The sequence below is a fragment of the Heliomarina baculiformis genome (assembly GCF_019966545.1).
GTDB lineage: Bacteria > Pseudomonadota > Alphaproteobacteria > Rhodobacterales > Rhodobacteraceae > Heliomarina > Heliomarina baculiformis.
Map to the genome: position 1 here is coordinate 474,279 of NZ_JAIMIC010000002.1, position 17,178 is coordinate 491,456.

18 protein-coding genes and 2 tRNA genes are annotated in these 17,178 nt (G+C 57.9%); 7 read left to right on the plus strand and 13 right to left on the minus strand.

Features of this window, described 5'->3' with window-relative positions:
- Nucleotides 1-8 precede the first annotated feature (8 nt).
- From MF268_RS05885 to murA, 7 genes are all read right to left on the minus strand, one after another.
- A complete protein-coding gene (locus MF268_RS05885; RefSeq protein ID WP_238370215.1) occupies nucleotides 9-593 on the minus strand; it encodes a GNAT family N-acetyltransferase in 585 nt (194 codons plus the stop codon).
- Nucleotides 593-982, minus strand: a complete 390-nt coding sequence (locus MF268_RS05890) for a ketosteroid isomerase-related protein (RefSeq protein WP_238369962.1) — start codon at nucleotides 980-982, stop codon at nucleotides 593-595. Before MF268_RS05890 ends, MF268_RS05885 begins: the two co-directional genes overlap by 1 nt.
- Before the next feature lie 79 nt (nucleotides 983-1,061).
- A complete protein-coding gene (locus tag MF268_RS05895) occupies nucleotides 1,062-1,520 on the minus strand; it encodes an arsenate reductase/protein-tyrosine-phosphatase family protein (RefSeq protein WP_238370216.1) in 459 nt (152 codons plus the stop codon).
- Nucleotides 1,521-1,524: 4 nt separating this feature from the next.
- Nucleotides 1,525-2,004 (minus strand): UPF0262 family protein, encoded by a 480-nt coding sequence (locus MF268_RS05900; RefSeq protein WP_238369963.1) that lies wholly within the window; start codon nucleotides 2,002-2,004, stop codon nucleotides 1,525-1,527.
- Nucleotides 2,005-2,092: 88 nt separating this feature from the next.
- Nucleotides 2,093-3,394, minus strand: a complete 1,302-nt coding sequence (gene hisD, locus MF268_RS05905) for a histidinol dehydrogenase (RefSeq protein ID WP_238369964.1) — start codon at nucleotides 3,392-3,394, stop codon at nucleotides 2,093-2,095.
- Between the two features lie 202 nt (nucleotides 3,395-3,596).
- Nucleotides 3,597-4,076 (minus strand): DUF2948 family protein, encoded by a 480-nt coding sequence (locus MF268_RS05910; protein WP_238369965.1) that lies wholly within the window; start codon nucleotides 4,074-4,076, stop codon nucleotides 3,597-3,599.
- Nucleotides 4,073-5,341: a UDP-N-acetylglucosamine 1-carboxyvinyltransferase gene (murA, locus tag MF268_RS05915; RefSeq protein WP_238369966.1), complete on the minus strand. Its 1,269-nt coding sequence runs from the start codon at nucleotides 5,339-5,341 to the stop codon at nucleotides 4,073-4,075. The genes MF268_RS05910 and murA overlap by 4 nt, the downstream gene beginning before the upstream one ends.
- A 260-nt stretch (nucleotides 5,342-5,601) precedes the next feature.
- On the opposite strand from murA, the gene MF268_RS05920 reads away from it, so the two are divergent.
- A tRNA-Thr gene (locus MF268_RS05920) sits at nucleotides 5,602-5,676 on the plus strand.
- A 603-nt stretch (nucleotides 5,677-6,279) separates the two neighbouring features.
- Here the strand turns inward: MF268_RS05920 and MF268_RS05925 are convergent.
- Nucleotides 6,280-6,353 (minus strand) — tRNA-Cys (locus tag MF268_RS05925).
- A 480-nt stretch (nucleotides 6,354-6,833) separates the two neighbouring features.
- Between MF268_RS05925 and MF268_RS05930 the strand changes: the two genes are divergently transcribed.
- The 3 genes from MF268_RS05930 (at nucleotide 6,834) to MF268_RS05940 (ending at nucleotide 9,934) form a co-directional block, all read left to right on the plus strand.
- Nucleotides 6,834-7,487, plus strand: coding sequence for a protein-L-isoaspartate O-methyltransferase family protein (locus tag MF268_RS05930; RefSeq protein ID WP_238369967.1), 654 nt, complete (start codon nucleotides 6,834-6,836; stop codon nucleotides 7,485-7,487).
- A 93-nt stretch (nucleotides 7,488-7,580) separates the two neighbouring features.
- A complete protein-coding gene (locus MF268_RS05935; protein ID WP_238369968.1) occupies nucleotides 7,581-8,996 on the plus strand; it encodes a TolC family outer membrane protein in 1,416 nt (471 codons plus the stop codon).
- 68 nt (nucleotides 8,997-9,064) lie between these two features.
- Complete coding sequence (locus MF268_RS05940; RefSeq protein ID WP_238369969.1) at nucleotides 9,065-9,934, plus strand: hypothetical protein; 870 nt, start codon at nucleotides 9,065-9,067, stop codon at nucleotides 9,932-9,934.
- On the opposite strand, the gene MF268_RS05945 is transcribed toward MF268_RS05940, so the two are convergent.
- Nucleotides 9,931-11,385, minus strand: coding sequence for a cobyric acid synthase (locus MF268_RS05945; RefSeq protein ID WP_238369970.1), 1,455 nt, complete (start codon nucleotides 11,383-11,385; stop codon nucleotides 9,931-9,933). The two genes, MF268_RS05940 and MF268_RS05945, sit on opposite strands and share 4 nt — an antisense overlap.
- Before the next feature lie 115 nt (nucleotides 11,386-11,500).
- Nucleotides 11,501-11,821, minus strand: a complete 321-nt coding sequence (locus tag MF268_RS05950; RefSeq protein WP_088634872.1) for a DUF6280 family protein — start codon at nucleotides 11,819-11,821, stop codon at nucleotides 11,501-11,503.
- 215 nt (nucleotides 11,822-12,036) lie between these two features.
- Here MF268_RS05950 and efp point away from each other — a divergent pair, with 215 nt between their 5' ends.
- Nucleotides 12,037-12,600, plus strand: a complete 564-nt coding sequence (gene efp, locus MF268_RS05955; RefSeq protein ID WP_238369971.1) for an elongation factor P — start codon at nucleotides 12,037-12,039, stop codon at nucleotides 12,598-12,600.
- A gap of 37 nt (nucleotides 12,601-12,637) precedes the next feature.
- Here the strand turns inward: efp and MF268_RS05960 are convergent, their stop codons facing one another.
- Nucleotides 12,638-13,225 (minus strand): hypothetical protein, encoded by a 588-nt coding sequence (locus MF268_RS05960; RefSeq protein WP_238369972.1) that lies wholly within the window; start codon nucleotides 13,223-13,225, stop codon nucleotides 12,638-12,640.
- Nucleotides 13,226-13,452: 227 nt separating this feature from the next.
- Here MF268_RS05960 and MF268_RS05965 point away from each other — a divergent pair, with 227 nt between their 5' ends.
- Entirely contained in the window at nucleotides 13,453-13,830 is a 378-nt protein-coding gene (locus MF268_RS05965; RefSeq protein WP_238369973.1) for a hypothetical protein, read from the plus strand.
- Between the two features lie 4 nt (nucleotides 13,831-13,834).
- On the opposite strand, the gene ygfZ is transcribed toward MF268_RS05965, so the two are convergent.
- Nucleotides 13,835-14,569 (minus strand): CAF17-like 4Fe-4S cluster assembly/insertion protein YgfZ, encoded by a 735-nt coding sequence (ygfZ, locus tag MF268_RS05970; RefSeq protein WP_238369974.1) that lies wholly within the window; start codon nucleotides 14,567-14,569, stop codon nucleotides 13,835-13,837.
- A 68-nt stretch (nucleotides 14,570-14,637) separates the two neighbouring features.
- Here ygfZ and MF268_RS05975 point away from each other — a divergent pair, with 68 nt between their 5' ends.
- Entirely contained in the window at nucleotides 14,638-15,318 is a 681-nt protein-coding gene (locus MF268_RS05975) for a TIGR04283 family arsenosugar biosynthesis glycosyltransferase (protein ID WP_238369975.1), read from the plus strand.
- On the opposite strand, the gene MF268_RS05980 is transcribed toward MF268_RS05975, so the two are convergent.
- Entirely contained in the window at nucleotides 15,319-17,175 is a 1,857-nt protein-coding gene (locus MF268_RS05980; RefSeq protein ID WP_238369976.1) for an ABC transporter ATP-binding protein, read from the minus strand.
- Nucleotides 17,176-17,178 lie beyond the last annotated feature (3 nt).

The window sequence follows — 17,178 nt, forward strand, 5'->3', positions numbered from 1 at the left end:
TGGGCAAATCAGAGGTCGGATTTCAACCAGAACTGCATTTGTTTCCTGGTTTCTTCAGTTTCGCCAACGTCCTTCCACGCGAATGAGGCGACAGCGCCGGGCAAAGGTTTGTACCCGCGGGATTTCCAGAACGGATCCAGCGGTGTATAGGCAACTGGTCGGGCAGGGTGATCGTGCGGGCGGATTACGGCGCAAAAGGCGCTTTGCTTGAAACCATGGTTGAGGGCATGGGATTCGCGCAGGTCAAAGAACCGGTGTCCGATCCCCTGACCGCGATAAGCGGGAAGCAAAACCGATTCGGCGCAATAGAAGACCTTGGATATGTCGATCCCGCTGCATTCAAAGGCTGCGCCGAATTCTTTGGCATGATCGGATAGGGGGGTGCCTGTCGCCGCCCCCACCAGCTTTTCGCCGTCAAAAGCCCCTACAACCGCTGCCCGGTCAGATGACCGGTAAGCTTCGAGATAATTCCGCTCGTACGCGAGGTCGCCATCGTAAAGATAGGGCCAGTCGCGGAAAACGCTGATCCGCAAAGCTGCAACCGAGTCGAGCGCAGCATCGAGGGCAGGACCAGTGAGAAGCCGGGTTTCGATCACGAGACCTGAGCGACCCAGTCGGCGAGGTTGTAGTAAGTTGTGACGCGGGCGATCTTGCCGTCGCGTAGATCAAAAAAGGATCCTGCGGGCAGGCGATAGGTTTGGCCCCTGGCTTCGGGCAGGCCGCTGTCGGTTTGCAGGTATGTGCCGTTTACGATGTATTCAGCCGCTGCACGCCTGCCTTCGGCGCCATCAAAAACCACCATGTCCGTCAGGTTTTCCTTGTAGCAGCGGCTCATGTGGTCGCAGAACTCAGAAAATTTTTCCTTGCCGGTGCGGATATTGCCTTCGTTCACGTGGTGAGCCACGTCATCCGTCAGGCAGTCCAGCATCGTGGCCGTATCGCCAGCATTAAAAGCGTCGAAGTAGCGTTGAACGATATGCATATGTCGGCCCCGGGTGCTGAATGTTTCGACGCGCAGAAAGACCCGGCAAATGCGAAAATGCAAGCCTTCTCTGGCAAGTCTATTGCACCTGCGTTGGCTCTCCCCAATGCGCCTTCAATCGGGCGATGATCTGATCGCGGGTCTTGCGGTAGCTGTTCAAACGGTCGGCGCGAAATTCACCCTGACCGGTTGGATCATGTATCGGCCAATGCTCGACTTCGACGTGAAAGCAGCGTGTCAGCTCGATAGCCCGCGCATAGCTGGCGTCGGATAGGGCGACCACAAGATCGAAACTGCTGAGGTCATCGCCAAGTCGCTCCATTTCGTCGAAAGAACGTGAGCGGTGACGGGACAGTTCGACATTCAGTTCTTGGCAGACGGCAATCGCGAACCCGTCGATTTCCAGATCATTTCTGACTCCGACCGATTGGACATAGGTCGACATGCCGTAGAATTTTTTGGTGATGGCCTCGGCCATCGGTGACCGTACTGCGTTGTGATCGCAGCAGAACAGGATCGATTGCGGGAGCGGTTGGATCAAATCATCCCCCGAAATGCAGCACGCAGATCAGAGTGAACAACCGGCGGGCAGTGTCTTCATCGACTGAGACCTTGCCTTCCAGCCGTTCACGAAGCACCCGACTGCCTTCGTTGTGAATGCCCCGGCGTGCCATGTCGATGGTTTCTATCTGGCTTGGGGGAAGGGTTTTGACCGCGTTGAAATAGCTTTCGCAGATCTGGAAGTAGTCTTTCACCACTTGTCGGAAGGGTCCAAGCGACAGATGAAATTCCGCCGCCTTCTGATCCTCGGGCGTTTCGACATCAAAAACCAGACGTTTTTCGCGGATTGCCAGATTCAGCTTGTAAGGGCCCGGAGGAACATCCCGCCCCTCACGAGAGGGCAGGATAAACTGGTTGTCTTCTAGCAGATCGAAAATGGCGACCTTGCGCTCCTGCTCGATTTCCGGAGTCGGAGGCGGCAGGCCCGCGTCGTCCAAATTGATCTCTGCAATACGTGACATGACTGACATCTCGCTAACTTTACCGTCAAAAGGAGTAGCGCAGTCGCCGCATTGCGGCAATGGGCAGAGAGCCCACTGTCCGTTTCTATCAGTCGTTCAGCTTGTCCAGCCGTGCCCGCACCGACAAGCCATGTGCCTGCAGGCTTTCGGAAATCGCGAGCCGTTCGGCAGAAGGTCCAATTGCCCGCAGAGCGGCCGGGGTCATCTGGGCGATGGTTGTCCGTTTCAGGAAATCCATCACGGAAAGGCCCGAGGAGAAACGCGCGGACCTTGCCGTAGGCAGGACATGGTTGGGGCCGCCGACGTAATCTCCGATCGCTTCGGGTGTCCATTGGCCAAGAAACAGTGCGCCCGCATGAACGGTCTTTTTCGATAAGGCTTGAGGATCTGTCACGCAGAGTTCGAGGTGTTCAGGTGCGATTCTGTTGGAAAGCGCTGCTGCCTCGTCGAGATCGCGGACGGTGATCACCGCGCCGAAATCGCGCCAGCTTGCAGAAGCAACCGAACGCCTTTCCAGTGTTTCGAGCCGTTTGTCCACGGCTGCGGCAACGGCATTTGCAAACTCCGGGGAATCGGTAATCAGAATCGATTGTGCGCTTTCGTCATGTTCGGCCTGGCTCAGCAGGTCCAGAGCGATCCAGTCCGGGTCGTTATCCATATCCGCGATCACCAGAATTTCGGAAGGTCCGGCAATCATGTCTATGCCGACTTTGCCGAAAACGCGCCGTTTTGCGGCGGCGACATAGGCGTTGCCCGGACCGGTAATCTTGTCCACCGGGGCAATGGTCTCGGTTCCATAGGCAAGGGCCGCAATCGCCTGTGCGCCTCCAATACGATAGATTTCATCCACGCCAGCCAACCGCGCGGCAAGGAGGACGAGCGGGTTCAGAACGCCACCGGGACTTGGTACCACGATCGCCAGCCGTTCGACGCCGGCGACCTTTGCCGGAATCGCGTTCATCAGGACGGAAGATGGGTACGAGGCAATGCCACCGGGGACGTAGAGACCGGCTGCCGAGACGGCAGACCAACGCCAGCCGAGCGTCGCGCCTTCGGGATCTGTCCAGCTTTCATCCGATGGCATTTGGCGCACGTGATAGGCGCGAATGCGATCCGCGGCGAGTTCCAGCGCGTCCCGTTCTTCCTCCGGGACCTCGGCAATCGCCTTATCCACGGTCTCCGCGCTGATGGCTAACGTCTCCGGCGTCAACTGGAGCCGGTCGAATTTGGCGGTCAGTTCGATCAGTGCCGCATCGCCCCGTGCGCGAATGTCGGCGATGATCTTTGCCACGACCCCGTCCACATCCGGGCTGTCTTCTCTCTTTGCAGACAGAAGCGCATCGAATTGTGCGGCAAAATCAGCAGATTTCGTATCGAGAAAGACTGGCATGGGCATTCCTTTTTCTCGCTCATACAAGGGTCGGCAGGGTGTCTCAAGCACAAGGCGTGTTCGTAGAGCTCAGGTTTGCACTCGTCGCCGACACTTGCGGTTTAAGCATCGAGAAATCGTTCCGGCGCCATCCCTTGGAATATGCCGGTTTGCTCACGGATCCAGACCGGTGAACCTTGCCTGACCGCGCATTGACAGGGGCTCAATCCCCGTGGTCGGGCACCATTCCGGACGGGGCCCGATAGGGACGGGTGACATCCTTCAGGCGCACTTCCAGCGTTTCGACTTGGATCTCGATAGCGCCATCGCCTGCCAGCGTCAAAAGCACCGATCCGCCTTCGTCCTCACCGGGCTGATAGGAAATGTTGAGCAGTGACAGAATGATATCCTTGTCAGTTCGATCAATACCCTGAGCGGAAACCTTGAGCGCGTTTTCAATGGAAAGCACGGACTGAACGCGTTCAACCGGGCGACTCCGAAGCGACGCACGCTCGCGGTCCTCCCAGCGGAACCGGTTCAGCAACAAAGCAAAGCGCCGCTCTTTGCGCCGCCAGGACATCTCGGTAACCGGAATGACAGCATCCTGAGCGAGTGCGGAGATCACCTTGAGATCCTCGGCGTCCATTGCGCCGAGGTTTAGAGGCAGTTCCCGGCCTTCTTCAAAGGTGGCATCGCTGCTCATTGGTCGGAAACGCGTTCGATATTTGCACCTACGCCCTTCAGCTTGCCGACAACATGTTCATAGCCCCTATCAAGGTGGTAAACCCGGCTGACCTTGGTGGCTCCTTCGGCGGCGAGACCGGCCAGAATCAACGAAACGCTTGCGCGCAGGTCGGTGGCCATGACTGGGGCTCCCTTGAGTTTTTTCACGCCGGTCACAGTGGCAGTGCCACCCTGCACGTCGATCTGAGCCCCCATGCGGGTGAGTTCGGGCGCGTGCATGAACCGGTTTTCAAAGATCTTTTCTTCCAGAACGCTGACGCCGTCGGCTGTACATAGCAACGCCATCATTTGCGCCTGCAGGTCCGTCGGAAAGCCCGGATAGGGTTCTGTCGCAACGTCGACTGCTTTGATGTGATCGCTGCGTCGCTTGACCATCAGCCCGTTATCCGTTTCCTGAACATCCACGCCCGCCTCGTCGAGCTTGTCGCAGAATGCGCCGACGAGATCGCGACGTCCACCCAGCAGTTCAACCTCACCGCCGCAGATCGCGGGGGCGAGCATATAGGTGCCCAGTTCGATTCGGTCGGTAACGACAGGATGCGTCGCACCGCGCAGCTTATCGACGCCCTGAACCGTGATCGTGTCAGTTCCTTCGCCTTCGATCTGGGCGCCCATCTTGCGGAGGCAGTGAGCGAGATCGACAATTTCAGGTTCACGAGCGGCGCGTTTGATAACGGTGGTTCCTTTGGCCAGTGTCGCAGCCATCAGGACGTTCTCCGTCGCCCCGACCGAAACAAAGGGGAATTCGACGATACCGCCCTTGAGCCCGCCGGGCGCCTTGGCGTGCACATAGCCGTCGCGCAACTCCATTTCTGCGCCAAGCGCTTCCATGGCCCTGAGATGCAGATCGACCGGGCGGGCACCAATGGCGCAGCCGCCTGGCAATGAAACGATGGCATGGCCGTCCCGGGCAAGCATTGGTCCAAGAACCAGAATAGACGCCCGCATTTTTCGAACGATGTCGTAATCCGCAGTGTGATTCCCGATTGCATGGCTCGAGAGCGCGAGGACCTTGCCGTCCTGAAGGGACGACACCTCGGCGCCAAGCGACGTCAGCAGCGCGGTCATGGTGCGAATGTCACTCAGACGTGGCGCATTCGTCAGGGTCAGCGGCTCATCGCTTAGCAGAGTCGCTGGCATGAGGGTCAAGCAGGCATTTTTGGCACCTGCGATCGGTATCTGGCCGACAAGTGGGCCGTTACCCGTCACAAAAATTGTATCCATCCGCCTCAATCCTTCTCTGTTACGCCCGGTTCGCCATTTCCCTCGTCCCGTGACTGCGTTCTTGCCTTGGCCTGTTCCTTGCGTCGAGCCAAGTTTGCCTTCAGTGCAGCCTTAAGGCGATCTTCGCGGGATGATGCCGCGTTCCGGTCGGAAGAGGGGGGTGATTTTCTTGCCATGAACCTTCTCTATCCCAGCAATAAAAAAGCGTCCAGATTGCCCTTGCACCACGCGCGGTTTGCGTCTAATCAGCCGCCCACGGCGCTGCTGTAGCTCAGAGGTAGAGCACTCCCTTGGTAAGGGAGAGGTCGAGAGTTCAATTCTCTCCAGCAGCACCATTTTTCCAAATTTTTAGCGAATATGAAGCTCCGGTCGCCTTGCACTATGTGGCGGCGTTCTTGCGTTGGCCTGAACAACGATTGAAATGTACGCATGCGCCCGTTTGCCTCGCTATCCGAATGGCCTTGGTGATGCTCTAAGATGTTAAACTTAGCTTTGGCTCTATCACACAGAGTGATCTTTGGGCAGGCCTTACTGGGGGGGGGGGCAACATCTGCTTCCATTCGCACCGCATCGCGCGCAAAAATTTGAAAGCAGACATATAGCTTGGATATAGCTTTCGTTCGGCGCGCCAAATACTAATGGAAAAGTTGCGCAGATAGCGGACGTTGCACCCAGCAACGCGGCGCCTAGCCTAAAAGTCGTAACCCGGCCCAGAGCATGCGTAACTGGGCTGACCTGAACTGAGGTCGACCTCCGGGTTGGATAACAGAACATCTGAGCGCGAGCCGTCTTGCAAGGGCTGGAAGCAGAAGTTGAACAGGCTGGTGTCTGGGAAACTAGAGACACCTAAGATGGCATGCGTACAGAACTCCGCACATTTAGAATCCAACCGATCGCCAACGTCTCTGGATTTCTGGTGTTTTAAAATTAAAGAAAAATGGAGGCGAGTACCGGAATCGAACCGGTGTACACGGATTTGCAATCCGCTGCGTCACCACTCCGCCAACTCGCCAAGGCCCTTAGAACAAGGGACTTTGTGGTGTGGTGCCTGATATCGTCTTATTTTGGTCGGCACAAGCCGAAAGATTTCCGGCTTGTTGATTTCGATGCATCGTGCATTCAGAAACACCTGCGGCATATCAAAACACAAACGGCCTTACTCTGTTGAAAACGACTGCTTCAGGCCTCGTTGCCAAATCTTGTGTCCGCGTGAGAGGATCTGAGAAGGCCTGCGCAAAACGCGCCATTTCATCAAAAGACAGGGTGCCTGGTTTAGCAACGCTTGAAACAGGTTTCGGACTTGGACGATCGGACCATTGGCCTTCTGAAGCAGTATGCACTGCTTCCTCGCTTAACCACTCGGCCGTTCATGGTATGGAAATCCGGGGTGTGTACTCCAAGCCTCGGATGACGCCTTTTACTCAAGCAGACCGTTGCCGAAAGGGGGGGGATGTGGCAATACCGGCCCAAGGCCACAAACGTGAGTTCCGAGATGACAGATTTTTCCGCCCGCCGCAGGATCATGGTCGACACGCAGGTCCGTCCTTCGGATGTCACCAAGTTCCCGATCATAGAAGCCATGCTGGCCGTTCCCCGGGAGCAGTTCGTACCCGATGCGTTGCGTGAAGCGGCTTATGCGGGCGATAACATCGAACTCGGCGACGGGCGCGTCGTTCTCGAGGCGCGTACACTCGCAAAAATGCTGGATGCATTGGACGTGCGCGGCGACGAGCTTGTGCTCGATGTCGGTTGCGCCCTTGGCTATTCTTCTGCGGTCATCGCGCGTATGGCCCAGGCTGTTGTGGCGTTGGAAGAAGACGAAGAAATGGCCAGCGAAGCACAGGATCAACTGGTCAACGTCGGAGCGGACAACGTGGTGCTGCAGGTAGGCACGCTCGCCGAAGGTGCTGCGGAACATGGCCCCTATGATGCGATCATCGTGCAGGGCGGCGTCGGTGAATTGCCGGTCGCGCTCACGGATCAACTCAAGGAAGGCGGGCGTATCATCTGTCTTTTCATGGACGAAGCACTGGGCGCGGTCCGCATTGGTTACAAAACGAGCGCTGGCATGTCTTGGCGGTTTGAGTTCAACGCTGGGGCACCGGTGCTTCCGGGATTTCAGAAACAAAGGGCATTTGCATTGTAGTCCCCGTCTTTACGCGAAAACCGGCGCAGTAAATGACGTCGGAGCGGGCGAGGGACCAACATAAAAAGAGGCAGGTGAGAAATGAGGCTCTCAATGAAACGCAACTTTCTTAAGAAAAGCATTGCGCGCGGTCTCTCCGTTGCCAGTGTCATCGTGGCAACTTCCGTCGGCGCTCAGGCTGATAACCTGGCAGACGCGCTGGTCGGTGCCTACAACACAAGCGGTTTGCTTGAACAGAACCGAGCGCTGCTGCGCGCGGCCGATGAAGACGTCGCTCTGGCGACGGCGACGCTTCGTCCGGTCCTGAACTTTATCATGTCGGCTCAGCGCAATGACACGAACAGCGGTAGCAATATCGTGCCGCGCACTTTCAGCCGCCGCGATACGTTGACCGCGCAGATCTCGGCAACTTGGCTGCTCTATGACAGTGGCGGCCGACAGATGTCACGTGCGGCTGCCAAGGAAACGGTTCTGGCCACTCGGCAGCAATTGCTTTCCGTTGAACAGTCCGTGCTTTTGCGTGCTGTTAGCGCTTACGTGAACATCCTCTTGCAGGCGGAGAACGTCGAGCTTCGTCAGAACAACCTGCGCCTGCTGCAAGAGGAATTGCGGGCCGCTCAGGACCGTTTTGATGTTGGTGAAGTGACGCGGACCGACGTGGCGCTTGCAGAGTCGCAGGTCGCAGCCGCTCGCAGCAACCTTTCGACGGCACAAGGCGGGCTGGTCAGTGCCCGGGCTGAATACCTGAGCGCAGTCGGCTCCGAGCCTGGCACTCTTGCCGGCCAGCCGCGCATGCCGCCTCTTCCTGCCTCGATTGAACAGGCTCAGGCCGTGGCCATGCGGACGCACCCGGACATTCTCGCGGCTCAGCATCAGGTTGCCGCAGCCGAGCTTGCCATCAAGGCTGCACAATCGGATATGGGTCCGAGCGTTAACGCCGGTGCCGACTTTAGCTACACCGACGATCTTGGATCCGGCGCCTATAGTGAGGATACGAGCCTTTCCCTGACGCTCAACCAGCCGATCTATCGCGGTGGGGCGCTGCTCGCGAGCGTGCGTCGCGCGATGGCGACTCGCGATGCGTCGCGGGGCAACCTTCTGAACGTCCAGCGTCAGGTTCTTCTGGCCGTGAACGATGCCTTTGTCCGTCTCCGTGTGGCTCGGGCAAGCCTGTCTGCAACTGCGGAACAGGTTCGTGCAGCTCAGGTGGCCTTTGACGGCATCCGCGAGGAAGCAACGCTCGGCGCGCGGACGACACTCGATGTTCTGTCGGCAGAACAGGAACTGCTTGATGCGGCAACTGCGCGGATATCCGCGCGCTCCGAAGAATCGGTGGCCGCTTATCAGCTCCTTGCCGCGCAGGGGCTTCTGACGGCCGAACGTATGCAGCTTGGCGTGCAGATTTATGATCCGACGCTGTATTACAACCTCGCCAAGGATGCGCCTTCCACGCTGAGCAAACAGTCGAAAGATCTCGATCGCGTTCTCAAAGCGCTGGGGCGCAATTAAGCAGCGTTGCTTCTGGTTGTCTGAGGCGACGGCTAGAGCTACACTCATACCGAGGCAGGAGATAAAAAATGTCTGAACCGGTAGCGAATGCAGAGATCGAGGATGTTCTGTCCTCAATTCGACGATTGGTCACGGATGAAGGGCGCGGACAAAGGTCTGGCGATGCACAGGCGAAAAAAAAACCGGCAAGCAAGCTGGTTCTGACACCTGCGCTGCGCGTTCCCGCGTCACAGCTCTCCGGTGAGAAGGCGGAGGAGCGCACCGGGGAACCGCTTAAGCATGTTGCAGATATAGAAGAAGCCGGATCGCCTGAAAATCGCACCAAGGCAAGGGTTGATCCGTTTTCGAATCCGCCCTGGTCAAATCCGGAAAACACATTGCACAACGCGGCGGGAGGGTTGGCTGCGAATGCCGAACAGCCCGCTGACGGAGAGCATGCGAACAAGCCTTCCCCTCACCCGGAAATCAGTCCTTTAGCGACTTCGCCAGAGCCCGCGAAAAGTGAGCGCGTGGCGCGTGCCGCAAGCCTCAGTGCAAAGATCCAAGCCTTGGAATCTGCGATTGCACAGACGCAAGATCAATGGGAGCCGGACGGCTCGCAAGGAGACGATTACGCGGGAGTTCCGACACGCTCGATGAAGTGGTGCGACGCCAATGAACAGGCGACTAGCAGGGAAGCGGCGATGGCGAATGAACCTGTAAAAGAGCAAGTCATTGCTACGCCTCCTCAGGCAGCGGGCCATGAGCAACTGGAAAACGACGTCGCCGACATGTTTTCTGACGAAGGCTTCATCGACGAAGAAGCACTGCGGGACCTGGTTGCCGACATCGTTCGCAAGGAACTGCAAGGGCCTTTGGGCGAACGGATTACACGCAACGTGCGCAAACTTGTGCGTCGTGAAATCCAGCGTGCCTTGACCACGCAGCAGTTCGACTAGAACCTCGGCTCGCTCGCCAGGGCGAGCATCGCGTCGATATCCAGATATCTTTCGAGGTGATCGGCCAGCGCGTCCAGCGTTGCCTCTACTTCGGACTCGTATTGCGCGACCGAACGGTGCCCAAGGCGGTTCAGAAAGCTTTTCCGGAATGCATCGGAACTGAAAATACCGTGCATGTAGCAACCCATGACGCGTCCGTCTTTGGATGCTGCGCCCTCCGGCTGGCCGTCGATCTCGAGCCATGCACGGGTGCAGTCTGGCCCTTCTGTGCGTCCCATGTGGATTTCGTAGCCAGAAACTCTCTCCCCACCGGGGCGCGCAATGCCGCTCCGTTCTATGACCTTCTTGTCGCCGGACATTGTCGTTTCGACGTCCAATAGTCCGAGGCCGGGCGCTGCGCCGGGCAGGCCGTCGACACCGCCCGGATCCGAAATCTGGGTGCCAAGCATCTGATACCCGCCGCAGAGCCCCAGTACATGCCCGCCCCGGCGGAGGTGAGCTTTAAGGTCGATGTCCCACCCCTGTGCCCGGAAGAAAGCAAGATCGCCAAGCGTCGTCTTACTGCCGGGTATGAGGACAAGATCGGCGTCGCCGGGCAGGGGGAGCCCCGGTTGAATGATCTCGACCGACACGTCCGGCTCAGAGGCAAGCGGATCGAGGTCATCGAAATTCGCCATCCGGGGCAACTTTGGCACCACGATTTTGCAGGCACCGCCGGTGTGCGATGCGATATCCAGCATGTCTTCTGCTGGAAGCCGCCACGCATCTTCAAACCAGGGAACAATACCCATAGACGGCCAGCCTGTCAGGGAGGCGATCGCATCCCGCCCAGCGTCAAAAAGAGACAGGTCGCCGCGAAACCGGTTCACGGCGAATGCTTGAACGTGTGCCGCATCCTCGATGTCGAGAACAGCCTTCGTTCCGACAATCTGTGCGATCACGCCGCCCCGGTCTATGTCGCCGACCAGAACAACGGGAATACGGGCCGCCCGGGCGAACCCCATATTGGCGATATCGCCTTTTCTCAGGTTGATCTCCGCCGGGCTGCCTGCGCCTTCGACAAGGACAAGATCGACCTGATCAGCCAGTCGACGAAAGCTTTCAATCACTGCCGGCAACAGGCCGGTGCGGTCGCGTTTATACGCTTTTGCTTCGGTGCGGCCGACCCGCTTACCCTGCAGTACGATCTGGGCCCCGGTGTCCGTTTCAGGTTTGAGAAGCACAGGGTTCATATCCGTGTGCGGAGCCCTGCGTGACGCGCGCGCCTGAAGCGCCTGTGCGCGCCCGATCTCGCCACCGTCAGCGGTTACAGCGGCGTTGTTGGACATGTTCTGAGGCTTGAATGGCGCGACGCTTAGCCCGCGCCTCACGCAAGCCCGGGCCAGCCCGGCCACCAGCATCGACTTCCCGACATTGCTGCCGGTGCCCTGAATCATCAACGCGCGCGCCATGGTCCGGTCCTAATGATCTTCGTTTCCTGCCAGTCCTGATACAGCGATAAGGCTAAAGGCAGACACAAAAAAAGCGCGCCCAACCGGCGCGCTCTTTTTGAGTCATACGTCTGGATCAGGCTGCTTCTGCCTGCTCCGCTGCATGACGACGCTCGCTCTCTTCGCGCGACAGCGCAACAGAGGTACGGACGCCACGTCCAACAAAATCCATCAGACCCAGCACAACCCGCTCATTGGGGTCGATACCGGCGCAGGACAGGACTTCGCGGCCATCCCGCGAACGTGCCCAGCGAGCGATTTGTTCGGGACCATTGCCGTATTTCTTGTCATCGGCGATTGCATCATCCAGAGCAGCCAACACGACGGCTGCGAAAAGTTTACGTGCACGATTGCCTTGCTCGTTGTTAAAGGCAGTGCCGTCAACGAAATCTTTCATCTCGTTTCCCTTGTTTTTTTTGCTCTTGTTAATTTCGGCGCGAAGCCCCTTATGACGGAACAGAACCGATTCGGATACCGCAAATACTCATGCCTGCCATGCGCTGTCTGCATGGCTTTGCCTTGCGTAACGCGAGATATCGTTGTCTTGTCAGGTCCGTCCCCCCGAGATATAGGAGCGCAACTTCCATCATCAACCTGTTTGAAGGTTTTGTAATGCCCAAGATCAACGGAAATGAAATTCGTCCTGGAAACGTTCTCGAGCATAACGATGCGCTCTGGACGGCGGTTAAAGTGGACCACGTCAAACCCGGTAAAGGTGGCGCGTTCGCACAGGTCGAACTGCGCAACATCCGCAACGGTTCGAAGCTGAACGAACGCTTTCGCAGCGCGGACAAGGTCGAGCGTGTACGGCTCGAGCAAAAAGATCAGCAGTTCCTCTATGAATCCGACGGTATGCTGGTCTTCATGAACACAGAGACCTACGAACAGGTTGAATTGCCTTCGGAAATTCTCGGTGATCGGCGTCCGTTCCTGCAGGATGGCATGACCATTGTCGTCGAATTCCACGAAGAAGAGGCGCTCAACGCCACCCTGCCGCAAAAGGTGGTCTGCAAGGTTGTCGAAACCGAGCCGGTGGTCAAAGGTCAGACTGCAGCGAACTCTTTCAAACCTGCCGTGCTGGACAATGGCGTCAAGGTCATGGTGCCTCCCTTCGTCGGTCAGGACGAAGACATCGTGGTTAACACCGAAACCATGGAATACACAGAACGCGCGTGACGTTTTGTCTCACGCGCGTCTGAGGGTTCTACAGCGATCAGGTTGAGCGAAGCAGCGTCTTGTTCGACCCGATCGCTTCGGCGATACGCGTGTAATGCAGCTTCTTGCCGGTGTCATCATCCGGAGTCCGCAGGAGAAGTGTCTCGGTGTTCTGCAAAATCGCTTCGGCCTGCTGGTTCACGCTCGCCTGAGAGTCGGCGCGGACCGCCGTAAGAGGACGGGTGGTCGCCTGCGGGGAAGACCCACCGGTGGAAACGTTTTGTCTGGGCTTGCTGCTGTCTCGGTTTTTGCGCGCCAGATTGGCCATATCCTGTGAGGTCTGGTTCAGGACTTCCTTTATTTCCTCGTAATCTGTATCTTGCGGAATATCTGCCGCCATCTTGCCGATCCGCTCGGCAAGACAATCCACGCGATACGCCGAATCGAGCGCGCCACAAAAATTGCTCGCAGCGCTGAGCGACCCCACGATCACATCCGTGAACCGGCTTGAGCCGAACCCGCCAGCCGGAACTACAAAGGTTACCACGCCTCCGACAGGAGCCTGTGCGTGAACCAGAGTGGGAAGGGGCAGGACAATAGCGCCCGCAGCCATCAGTTTAATCGAAAAGCGGCTGAATGGTTTCATGAGTAATCTCCCTAAAACATGATTGAAGCGTAATTGACGTGAACCTGACAGCGCCAGACGCTTCCGTCTCGGAAAGAATGTAGATGGATTCCTGCCCCTGCGTCAAAGAATTGGAGACTTTGCCTCATTCTTGCGAGACGCCGTTGAAAAACCTCTTCCTCTGCGTCAACATCGGCGAATGAAAAGCGATTTGTTCAGCTTGAAGTTTACCTCTCAGGGGTGAGAATATGAAACTACACTTGATTATTTTCTGCGCGGCGGCAATGGCGGCCTTTTCACCGGCTCCGGCCAAGGCTCAGGTCGTGGAGGCGGCAACCGCCGAAGCGCGCGCCCGACTTGCCTGTGGCAGCGGAACACTTGTGTCGGCGCAATACATTGGCGGCGGCCAGTTGCAGGTGACATGCTCGCAGCAGAGCTCCCAAAGTCAGACACAGCAAGCTACGACGGCGGAAACGGCTCTTGCAGGAACCGGACTTACAACTCCCGTCGCTGTTGGCGTGCTGGCGGGCTTGACGGTTATTGGCATCGTGTCCGGGTCAGACGATGACGCTGTGGGGACAGGCACGACCACCACAACAAGGACCGGACAAGTTTTCGCAAGGTAGCTGCTTACGATACTGAGATTTTCGCGTCGCCAGCGTCCATTTCGTCCGCGACGCGATCAAATCTCAGGTAAGCAATGGCTTTGTCGCCGGCTTGCGTGAAAAGCGTTCCGACCGATTTTCCATTTGCCGTGATTTCGCTGCCGATTGGCGCATCTCCTGAAATGCGGACTTGCTTCAACCCCTTGCGCAACTCGGTCTTGTGCTTCATGCGCGCTGTGACTTCCTGTCCCACATAGCAGCCCTTGCGGAAATCCACCCCGTTCAGATCCTGAAGCCTCGCTTCGAGGATGAACGTATCCGGAGTCAATTCGATGCCGCTCGCGGGGATGCAATGTTCGACCCGGATGGCATCCCAGTCCGAACCGTCATCACTTTCCTCTCCCTCACGATAGGCGCGCCAGCCCATGGCAGGGTGCCGGGGGTCGGGCAACGCGTCCTCTGACATTTCGCCTGTGCCACGCACCACTGACAGTGTCGTCGGTTCAAAGCTGACCTTCGAGCGCAGTTTGTACATCGTCAAACGCCGGATGATGTCGTCTGCCTGCTCTTCTGCAAGATCCAGTAGCACGCCATCGCCTTGCTTTTTCAAGAAAAAGTCTCCAAGGTATTTCCCTTGCGGAGTCAGCAGCGCGGCATAGACCAGACCCGCATCGATCTTGGTGACGTCGTTCGTCACCAAACCCTGTAGGAAATCGATTGTTTCCGGCCCGCTAAGCCTAATTACACGGCGAGTCGCCATAAAACTGCTCCTTGTGTCTTTGGGAATGTCATATAGGTATGGACACGGAATTAAACAGGGGAAGCCTTTTGACTGCGCACATCAGCGTCCTGATTCCAACCTTGAACGCGGAAAAGACTCTTCCCATCAGCCTTCAGGCGTTGATGGAAGGGCTGACGGCGGGATTGATCCGCGAACTGATCATTAGCGACGGCGGTTCGACGGATGCGACTTGCCGCATCGCCGATGACGTCGGGGCGACGCTTGTCACGGGGCCGGCATCGCGTGGCGGTCAGCTGAAAAGAGGCGCCGACATCGCCAAAGGCCGTTGGCTACTTGTTCTCCATGCGGATACCGAGCTTGAAAAAGGCTGGTCGCGTGAGGTTTCCGATTACCTCGAAGCTGAAGACTCGCCCGCGTATTTCAAGCTGGCTTTTCGCGCGCGCGGGATGATGCCTAAATGGGTGGCAGGCTGGGCCAATCTCAGGTCTGCATTGTTCGGCTTGCCCTATGGCGATCAGGGCCTGCTGATTTCGATAGACGAATACAGGCGCGCTGGCGGGTATCCCGATCAACCGCTTATGGAAGACGTCGCTCTGGTTCGTGCTCTGAATCGGCGCCCCGTCGGCCTGCCGGTGCTGGCGACAACCGCGGCGGACCGGTACCGCCGCAATGGCTGGATGCGGCGCGGAGCCCGGAATATCTGGACGCTCAGCCGTTACCTTGCCGGCGCCGACCCCGAGGTGCTGGCGCAGGCTTACAGGCGCTGATTATCCGAACAGGACCCGCCCAAGACGGCGGAAGATCGATGGTGGTCGATCCTCGTTGTTTGGCGCGCGGGCCCGAAGCGCTGCTGTGCCAATCGGATCTATGATCGTTTTTCCATCCTGGAACTGCAGGCGGTAGAGATCCGCATAAGTGCCACCGCGCGCCAGCAATTCGTCATGGGTGCCTTCGTCAATGACCTGACCGCGATCCATCACAATGATCTTGTCTGCGTTTCGGATTGTAGAGAGCCGATGCGCGATGACCAGTGTTGTCCGGCCTCCGGCAAGCTTGTCCAATGCACTCTGCACCACTTTCTCGGACTGCGCATCCAGCGCACTGGTCGCTTCGTCCAGCAGCAGGATCGGCGTGTCACGCAGCAAGGCGCGCGCGATTACGACCCGCTGCCGCTGCCCACCAGAAAGAGCAGAGCCGCGCGGCCCCACTTCGGTTTCCAGACCATTCGGCAGTTTGGGCAGGAAGTCGGAAACATGCGCCGCATCGAGGACCTTCTTCAGTTCTTCGTCGCTGACGTCGGTTCGGCCCAGCAATATGTTTTCCCGAAGCGTTTCGTCGAAAAGCAGCGCTTCTTGGCTGACAACCGAGAACAACCCGCGAAGATCTTCCATGCGCATCCGGCGCACCTCTGCATCCCCAATCTTCACGGACCCGGTTTGCGGATCGACAAGACGTGTCAGCAAATTGAAAATGGTGGATTTGCCTGCACCCGAGGCGCCGACAAGCGCAGTGGTCTTGCCTGCCTCGGCCTTAAGTGAGAGATCCCGAAGCACCGGGGCGTCCCCGTAGCTAAGCGACACGTGCTCAAGATTGATGGGCGGCAATTCTTTTGGCGGTTCAACCGGGTCACTCGGTTCCTGTACCAGGATCGGCGCGTCCATCAGTTCTTTCAGTCGCTCCAGCGCTGCCGCGGCGGCCTGCCAGACACCGCTTACGGCGGCCAGACGGCGCATCGGGTCAAACGCAAGGCCAATCGCGGTAAAAAAGCTCATGAATTCACCGACGGTCTTGTCGCCTTCGATGATTTCGGCACCGCCATAAAGCAGCACGCCCATGAAACCGACGCCGGCCATGATATCGACCATCGCGGTAATCACGGCAGTACCGAATGACGCACGGATTTCCGAGCGAACGAAAGTATCCGTGTGCCTTTTGAAACGACCGGCCTGATATCCCTCAAGCGAGTTCAGCTTAATCGGCACGATGCCGTGGAAAATCTCGTCCAGACGCGTCGCAAGGGCCGCACCAAGGTCGCGCGCCTGCGAGGACTTCTTGCGCACATATCGTTGTGCGACGCCGATGGGCAGCATGAGCAAAGGCAACCCGACCAACATGACGGCCGTCCAGCGCCAGTCGATATTGACCGCAACACCGATCAGGATGACCAGCGAGATAGCATCGCGCCCTGCACCCGTGACGATCGCCTTCCAGACTTCGTTCACCGCCGTCACATCCGACTGCACCCGCTGAATCAGAAAACCCGGCGGATGCGTCTGGTGAAATGACGTGTCCTGCCGGATCAGACGCTTGACGAGATCAAGCCGCAGCGCGGCGGCGGTCAGCTGGGAAATACGCGTCAGAAGGACCTTCTGGCACATGCCGGAAAGGCCGCGCATGCAGAAGATCAAAAGAAACGTCACGCTGACCCAGCCTAGCGCCGACGTATTTCCCGCGACGAACACAAGGTCGAACATCGGCTTCATCATGTAGCTGACCGCACCGACCATGCTGCCTTCGATCAGCATGAAAATGATGGCGAGCGAGAGCATCGGAATATGATGACGAAGATAGCCACGCCAGAGCCAGCCCATAAGCTCACGTGCAGATTTGTGTGGACGGCTCATTCG